The 6,307-nt window shown below is 44.2% G+C and carries 7 protein-coding genes; 4 read left to right on the plus strand and 3 right to left on the minus strand.

Features of this window, described 5'->3' with window-relative positions; genetic code table 11:
- Positions 1-15: 15 nt before the first annotated feature.
- Positions 16-1,149 carry a response regulator gene (locus SWH54_15890; GenBank protein ID MDY6792744.1) on the plus strand — a complete coding sequence of 378 codons (1,134 nt, stop codon included), beginning with the start codon at positions 16-18 and terminating at the stop codon, positions 1,147-1,149.
- 100 nt (positions 1,150-1,249) lie between these two features.
- On the opposite strand, the gene SWH54_15895 is transcribed toward SWH54_15890, so the two are convergent.
- A complete protein-coding gene (locus SWH54_15895) occupies positions 1,250-1,639 on the minus strand; it encodes a RidA family protein (GenBank protein ID MDY6792745.1) in 390 nt (129 codons plus the stop codon).
- A 225-nt stretch (positions 1,640-1,864) separates the two neighbouring features.
- Here SWH54_15895 and SWH54_15900 point away from each other — a divergent pair, with 225 nt between their 5' ends.
- Positions 1,865-2,650, plus strand: coding sequence for a YkgJ family cysteine cluster protein (locus SWH54_15900; protein ID MDY6792746.1), 786 nt, complete (start codon positions 1,865-1,867; stop codon positions 2,648-2,650).
- 460 nt (positions 2,651-3,110) lie between these two features.
- On the opposite strand, the gene SWH54_15905 is transcribed toward SWH54_15900, so the two are convergent.
- A complete protein-coding gene (locus SWH54_15905) occupies positions 3,111-3,965 on the minus strand; it encodes an SDR family oxidoreductase (GenBank protein ID MDY6792747.1) in 855 nt (284 codons plus the stop codon).
- 26 nt (positions 3,966-3,991) lie between these two features.
- Positions 3,992-4,702 (minus strand): YkgJ family cysteine cluster protein, encoded by a 711-nt coding sequence (locus tag SWH54_15910; GenBank protein ID MDY6792748.1) that lies wholly within the window; start codon positions 4,700-4,702, stop codon positions 3,992-3,994.
- 162 nt (positions 4,703-4,864) lie between these two features.
- Here SWH54_15910 and mobB point away from each other — a divergent pair, with 162 nt between their 5' ends.
- Together mobB and SWH54_15920 are read left to right on the plus strand one after the other, a co-directional pair.
- Positions 4,865-5,347 carry a molybdopterin-guanine dinucleotide biosynthesis protein B gene (gene mobB, locus SWH54_15915; protein MDY6792749.1) on the plus strand — a complete coding sequence of 161 codons (483 nt, stop codon included), beginning with the start codon at positions 4,865-4,867 and terminating at the stop codon, positions 5,345-5,347.
- Complete coding sequence (locus SWH54_15920) at positions 5,344-6,123, plus strand: HD domain-containing protein (GenBank protein ID MDY6792750.1); 780 nt, start codon at positions 5,344-5,346, stop codon at positions 6,121-6,123. Before mobB ends, SWH54_15920 begins: the two co-directional genes overlap by 4 nt.
- The last annotated feature ends 184 nt before the right edge of the window (positions 6,124-6,307 follow it).

The following is a 6,307-nucleotide window of genomic DNA, read 5'->3' on the forward strand; positions in this document are numbered from 1 at the left end:
GCAGGAGGATGGTTGGTGGAAAGAAACAAAATCTTAATCGTTGATGATGAAGAAAGAAATATCAAATTGCTGAAAGCCTATCTGGTAACCGAGCAATATGAGATTGCAGCAGCGTCAAACGGGGAAGACGCTCTTGAAATGGTGACAGATTTCAATCCGGACCTGATTTTGCTTGATGTAATGATGCCCGGAATTGATGGGTTTGAGGTATGTAAACGATTGAAGCGGGACGATCATACGCTGATGATTCCCGTGATTATGGTCACCGCCTTAAGCGGAAAAAAAGAGCGTATCAGGGCATTGGAAGTCGGAGTGGATGATTTCCTGAGTAAACCGGTGAATCGAATCGAGCTTATGGTACGCGTTAAATCTCTGCTTCGCATCAAGTCTTATCATGATCAACTGCTCAACAGTTACCAGGAGCTGGCACTGAAAAACAATAAGTTAAAGGAATTGGAGAGTGTTCGAGAAGGATTAACCCATATGATCGTCCATGACTTAAACAATCCGCTCACCGCCATCCTGGGAAATCTTGAGATTATCAAGTTTGAAAACCTAACAGAAATCCAGCTCGATGGGATTGAAAAATGTCTCAACTATTGTGCAGATATCCGGCAGCTGATTCAAGGCATCCTTGACGTCAATAAGATGGAGAAAGGAAAACTGCAGCCGCAAAAAGAACTGGTCAATATGACAGAAATGTTGGCCGGCCTAATGGAGCAGTTCATGTCGCGTGCCAAGATGGATCAGATATCGCTGGCGTTTTTCAATTCCGAAGATGTTCCTGCTGTTAGGATCGATCCAAACTTGATTAAGAGAGTGATTGCAAATCTTCTGTCCAACGCGATCAGGCATTCACCTGAAGGAGAAAAGATAGAGGTTACCACCGGTTTTCTTGCTGAAGAAAGAAGTATCATTTTTAGTGTAAAAGATAACGGGAACGGCCTGGCGGCGGAATACCACCACAGGGTTTTCGATAAATTTGAACAGGTGAAACTCAAAAACTCAGGAGTCAAATCCGGAACAGGCGGTTTGGGTCTAGCTTTCTGCAAAATGGCCGTTGACGCGCATGGTGGAAAAATTTGGGTAGAAAGCGAGGGAAACGGTGATGGATCCACCTTTTCTTTTACCATACCGCTGGAGGCTTAGCACAATCTTGAACTGACTGAGCTGTTTTTATGGGCAACCGTGTTATTGCAAAAGTAAACACCACTGGAAATTGTGGTTCTATTCCATTATGCCTCTAAGGCTAAATCGAATCACTGCAAACGATACACTTGATCTCCACCAGTCCTCCTTTTGGAAGAGCGCTGACCTCAATTGCAGCCCGTGCCGGTCGGTGCTGTGAAAAATACTTTTCATAGATCCCGTTAAACTCGACAAAATCTCCCATATCCGTAAGAAAGACATCCACAGCAACAACCTGGCCAAGATCATATCCTGCAGCCAGCACAATTTGTTTGACATTCTCCATGGCCTGGTGTGCCTGGGAGGCAAGATCCGAACCTGCAAATTCACCTGTTTTCGGGTCCAACCCGAGCTGCCCGCTGACAAAAAGCCAGTTGCCTGCAACGATCCCCTGTGAATAAGGACCGACAGCTCCTGGGGCCCGGTCTGTTGTAATGACTTTATGTGCCATAAAAAATCCTCCTGTTAAACCGTCTATACTGGTTTTTTCCCATACTGTTTCTCATACACGCCTTTTCCCTGGCAGCACAGTTGATGAGAGTTGACCTCCATTGCTTTAACTGTTATTTTAGCTGTATACGTTGACGGTGTCAAATCAGAAAACTAAGAACCGGAAAATTAACCTAAAAAAATTGCTCCCATAACTGGAGATAAGCTTTGGCGTAGAAATATAATTATGAAATATGTAGATATAGATAAATTAGACGAGTTGCCCGGTAAAAAACTTGAAGATGGGGATAATTTTCAATTTCAATGCCATTCAAAGCTTGACTGCTTCAACCTGTGTTGTCGCAACCTTAACCTTTATCTCTATCCTTACGATGTGATCCGGTTGAAAAACCGGCTGGGGATTTCTTCTGATGAGTTTTTGGATAAATATGTCGACATGGTCATGCGCGAGACCAGCTTTTTCCCGGAAGTCCTTTTGCACATGTCGGAAGATGATGAGAAGACCTGTCCTTTTCTAACAAAATCGGGCTGCACCGTGTATCCTGATCGGCCCGACGCCTGCCGCATGTTTCCACTGGAACAGGGATCTCTTTATGATGCTGAAACGAAAAAAGCGAAAGCGGTTTATTTTTTCAGACCGCCGGATTTTTGCTTGGGACAGCATGAGAAAAAAAAATGGACCCCCCAAGCATGGAAAGATGATCAGAATGCGGTTGTGTACAATGAGATGACCGGAAGATGGGCCAAAGTAAAGCGGCTGTTTCAGACTGATCCATGGGGTGGCGAAGGACCACAGGGTCCAAAGGCAAAAATGGCTTTCATGGCCACCTACAATATCGACCGGTTTTCCGACTTTGTGTTTAACAGCAGCTTTTTAAAAAGGTACAAGGTGAAATCGGCCCTTCTCAAAAAAATTAAAGCGGATGATACCCAGCTGATGAAGTTCGGCTTTGAGTGGGTGAAATACTTCATCTGGGGAATCAAAACCAAGTATATACGGCCAATGAAATAATTGAGGGATCGGGGAGTTTCTTATCAATGGCCTTTTCTGTGAACCGATTGAGCTTTAATGATTGTTATACCGCTTGCCATAAATATGTACCGAAATATGGAATTGCGGTATAAGTGGTTGTAGAAAAAAACGTTTCGATAACGGAACGTTTTTTTGACAACCACTATAGTGGCTCGTCCAGAGAGGCTCCCATTTGCCCGTATCAGTCTTAACAATATTTTCGAGAAACCGGCGTCCGGTCCGCCTAGGCGGACTGAGATCCGATTTGAACCAGCCCCAGGGGACAGAACCCCACGGCAGCGTTGATCGTCTCTGCCTGTATGGATTTAACTGAGAAGATAGGGGGCGTGTACAGAGTGATGGACTTATTTGTTAAGACTGATACGGGCAAATGGGAGCCTCTCCGGACGAACTGAGTAGAGATTGAAAAACTCTCCGACACCTCAAAAAATTCACCGCACTAGATATTTTCCGCCCCTTTCGGCATGGGCACCATCTTTTCCCCGCCCAACACATACCCTCCATCAAGCCTTAGCACACTTCCGGTCATAAATGGTGCATCCTTGATAATAAAGAGAGTTGTTTTAACCACATCCTCAATGGTTCCGTTTCGTTGAAGCAGGGTATGATCGATGATGGCCTGTTTCTGGTCATCAGTCAAAAGCCCCCATCCCCGGGTTTTTTCCCCGTGCCTGGTTTCAACCATACCGAGCATAATCTCATTTACCCTGACCTCCGGTGCCCCCAGCCTGGCCCATGTTTCGGTTAACAGAGAGATTCCCCGGTTTGCGGCAGAATATCCTTCGTTGAAAATGTACCCGGCAGGACCACACCTGCCTGTCATTCCGGCAATAGAGGAAAAATTTACCACAACACCGTTAGCTGATTTTTTAAGAAAAGGCAGGGCCGCATCAAAAACCCATCTTTTTGAGCGGAGGGTGGTTTCCATTTCAAGGTCCCACTGCTCTTTTACGTATGGCCCGTGGACCACCGGCCACCCCCCGCGTTCGATATTGTTGATGAGAATATCCAGGCGCCCGAAATGATCCATAATTTTTTGAATAAGCCCGTGGATTTCAGCGGTTCTTAAAAGATCTAGTCTCATAATCAGATGCTCTGTGCCGGTTCTGGCAAAATCATTCTTCATCTCGTCAAGGCTTTCTTCCCAGTCAAAATAGGTAAGGGCCACCTTTACGCCTTCATTGGCAAGGGCAAGCCCGATTCCTTTGCCAATCCCTTTAATCGCTCCGAGTACCAGAGCGACTTTACCCCGGATGCCGGATTTCGCTTTTATATTGGAAGTTGGTGACTCCATAATTCATCTGCTCCAAAAATAGTTTTTTATATATCCCCAAAAAGTATTTTCTTGATCCAACGATGACCAAGTTTTAACAGCTCAACATCGTCATTTTTTACCGCTTCCAGTACAGCGGAATCGAAGTTAAAATCATCCAGTAATCCTTTTTCAAAAATATGAATACGGAATCTGTCGAGATCATACAGGGCAAGGTGAAAAAGATGACTTGATTTCATATCCAGCGGACCCGGTAAGGTAAGATTTTTCAGGCTGATGATTTCCATTAGCCTATCATTCATCTCATTATATCCGGCTAGTTTTTGATCCGTAATCCACTGTCTGACCGTCTGGGTGTTTTCCTGTTCAAAACCCCGGCAATGGGGTTCTTTTAGCAAAGCGAAATGTTCAGTTATCTGACTTGTTTCCCGGGAGCGGGACACGGCACGGGCAAGTGGGTACATCCGGCAGGATGATGGCCGGGAATCATACACACTGCATCCAGACTCCGTCACAAAAGGACATTTTAAAGCATCCCCTGGTTTTAATGCAATGACCGGAAGTCCGCTTTCAGGGCCTGTGTGTCGAGTGGTATAGCGTTCAAGAAATGCACCGCTGGTCATATCCAGGTAATTTTTAAGGCAAAGGATATCGTATGGCGTTAAGAACTGGTTTAAATCCCTGCAGCATTCATTGAAACATGGCACTTCAGCGGAGCAGGAAAATGTAAATGGATCATCTAGGGAAATAGGAATCATTTTTTCTCCCGGGGGCTTATACTGTTTGCCATCAATATACACATGAATGCTTATAATATTTTATTTGGCTTGACAATATCTGTTTTGCAGCTTAGTTTTTCCAGCGAAAATCGTAATGCGTATAAACGAAAATCCATTGACTCATTTAAACAGATAATACTTATGCCACCAATTATTTCAATCGTGGGTAAATCAGGATCGGGAAAAACAACTCTTTTGGAAAAGCTGGTTGCCGAACTGAAAAAACGAGAATACAAGATCGGTACCATCAAACACGCATCCGAAGGGTTTGATATCGATAAAAAGGGAAAAGACAGCTGGAGGCACCAGCAGGCCGGTGCGGATACGGTTGTGGTTGCTTCCTCCGGAAAGATTGCTATGGTCAAAAATGAAAATCATGACACTTTAGACGATCTTGAAAAGTATTTTCCCGACATGAACCTGGTAATTACCGAAGGTTTTAAAAAGGGAAACAAACCCAAAATAGAAGTTTTCCGGTCGGAAACACACAGAAAACCCCTTTGTGCGAAAGACGGCAATCTCATTGCTTTTGTTACCAATACCAAGCAAAACCTTTCCGTTCCAATTTTTGGCCTGGAAGAGATAAAAGAATTGGCGGACTTTCTCGAAAAAAAATATCTATGAACCGAAAAGATCTTGCTCGCCTGAAAACCTGGTTTGACGAATACGTATCCGGATACACCACCGATGATGCAGAATACAACTATCCGTTTCGGCTGAAAAAAAATCATACCAGGCGCGTATGCAAAAATATTATCATGATCGGCCATGCGCTGAATCTGTCGGATGATGAGCTTATACTTGCCGAAACAATGGCTTTATTCCATGATATGGGACGCTTTGAGCAATACGCGAAGTACGGTACCTTCAGTGATATCGCTTCTGAAAACCATGCCAAGCTCAGCTTAAGGCAAATGGCCACCCATGGAGTTCTCTCTAAAAATACTAAAGACGAAAAGCGTCTGATCACCAAAGCAATCGCGTATCACAATGTAGCGGCACTTCCGGACACCAAAGATAAAACAGAGCTTTTTTACATGCGCCTCCTACGGGATGCGGACAAGCTCGATATTTGGAAAGTGGTGATAGATTATTACCACCAGCGTGATCATTTTAAGAACTCTGCCATAGAGTTGAATCTCCCCGACGATCCGATCTGGTCCGGCAGGGTTCTTGAAGCCGTCATGAACCAAAAAATAGCCCGGATGGAAGACCTGAAAACTTTAAATGACTTTAAGCTTCTGCAGATAAGCTGGGTATTTGACCTTAACTTTGCTCCCTCATTTGAAGCTGTGGAAAATCGTCATTATTTGTATCAAATTGAAGCAACCCTTCCGAAATCTCCTGAGATTTCAGATGCTGTTGCTATGGCGCACAGGTATGTTAAAAATAACCTGTAAAATCCATTTATACCAAATGCTACCGACCCAAAGTGATCGGGTCCGGGTTCAACAGTTATAATCTATCTAGTGCCTGAACGAAAAGTCATGGTTTTACGAGCCAGCCGGTTGGTTATGTTCGTTCATTAAATTACTACCGTTCAAAATGATGGCAGCCAGTAGTAAATCAAATCTTGGCTACCTT

It is taken from the genome of Thermodesulfobacteriota bacterium, from assembly GCA_034189135.1.
Lineage (GTDB): Bacteria > Desulfobacterota > Desulfobacteria > Desulfobacterales > JAUWMJ01 > JAUWMJ01.